Raw genomic sequence first — 1,530 nt, forward strand, 5'->3', positions numbered from 1 at the left:
TCAGGTGTGAGCATGACAATATCCCATTGATATTTTCTATGTCGCATGAATGCACCGTAGAAGTCGAATGGGTAAAGAAGTCTATTGTTTTCATCAAGTTGGGTTCGTTCACAATCATCAACATCCCCTACTTCGAACGAATCAGGGTCAACCGGAAGCCAACGAGAATAGAACAGTTCTGAAAAGTCTTTAGGTAAGTAATTTACAAAGTCTGCAAACGGTTTTTGTAGAAACTTCTCACGTTTAAATCCGGCCTCAGAACAATACAAATCCTGACACTCATCAATAACAACAAATGCCCCAATAGGCATCCAGTTAAACCAATTTTGCCAAAGCATCACCCCCTCAGAAGATCGCGAAAAGATTCGAATCAACCGAGCAGAATCGGGAAATTTCTCACCTAACAATTCCTCGATAGATTCTTTAGGCTTCAAGCCCTCAACATTCGTGACAACAATGCGACCCTCACGCAAAGCAGGAAGGATTTCAAACCATGTAACATAAGCGGTTTTGTAAGCCCCATTAGAGCCATGACGAAAGGAAACAGCCATATCACCACCCCATAATTCTAAGTACAAATGCCGTAGCAAATGCATCAACAACAATTCGAACTGAATCAACAATACCGAATTGATAACAGGCATAACGCAAGTTTGAGGGAAGCTTGTTAAAGGCCATGTTCAACACCGTGTAGACCTCATATTCAGAAAGAAGCAAAGAGGCCACGTTATAGGCCATTTCTAGCATTTGGATTTTTAAGTAGATATAGAGCTTAATGAACCAAAACCATGCGTAGGTGAACACCTCCAAAAACAAGTCCGGTATGGTAGCAAAGAAGTCGTAAATACTGCCGAAGACAGAAACAATGTAATCAAGTGCGCTGTAGAAATATTCCATGATTTATACCTTAGAGCGACCAGAGGAAAGCAAGATAAAGCCAGCTAATAGAGTGGCTATGAATAAGATAACGGTGCGAATCATATTGCTATTGGTAGAGCCTAACGTGCTGAAAAGATTGAAACCCACATCAACATCCCATCGACTAAGAAAGAAGCTTGTACCGTCATATGAACCGTCAGAAAAAGACATTTGACCGAGTTTCAAAGGGGATTGTTTAAGCTTACTTTCAAGTGTTTCTTCAAGGTCATCAATTTCAGTTTTTAAATCACCAATTTCTGTATAGAGTGGCGTGTTATAAGCGTATCCATCGCCTTGCCCTGGAGCGTTAAATGAACCTGACTTTCCAAAGAAACTTTGAAGAGCATCTTGTAATTGAGCTTTTGTTAGACCGTCACCATCAGTATCACCACCGCCAGTATCACCACCACCAGTATCACCACCGCCAGTATCACCACCGCCAGTATCACCACCGCCAGTATCACCACCACCAGTATCACCACCACCAGTATCACCACCGCCAGTATCACCACCACCAGTATCACCACCGCCAGTATCACCACCACCAGTATCACCACCGCCAGTATCACCACCGCCAGTATCACCACCACCAGTATCACCACCGCCAGTATC

General features: G+C 43.1%; 3 protein-coding genes. All 3 read right to left on the minus strand.

Annotated elements, in window-relative coordinates; all coding sequences use genetic code 11:
- On the minus strand, positions 1–551 hold a 551-nt coding region (locus OCT63_RS21305; protein ID WP_333482699.1), incomplete at its 3' end, for a zonular occludens toxin domain-containing protein.
- A 1-nt stretch (position 552) separates the two neighbouring features.
- On the minus strand, positions 553–897 hold the full coding sequence (locus OCT63_RS21310) for a hypothetical protein (RefSeq protein WP_269984586.1): 345 nt from the start codon (positions 895–897) through the stop codon (positions 553–555).
- 3 nt (positions 898–900) lie between these two features.
- The coding region (locus OCT63_RS21315; RefSeq protein WP_269984587.1) for a hypothetical protein at positions 901–1,530 on the minus strand (630 nt) is incomplete at its 5' end.

This window comes from Vibrio sp. RW (assembly GCF_027587105.1).
Lineage (GTDB): Bacteria > Pseudomonadota > Gammaproteobacteria > Enterobacterales > Vibrionaceae > Vibrio > Vibrio toranzoniae.

Coding starts and splice junctions, on each gene's coding strand:
- OCT63_RS21310 (WP_269984586.1), bottom strand. CDS start 897: ATGGAATATTTCTACAGCGCACTTGATTACATTGTTTCTGTCTTCGGC.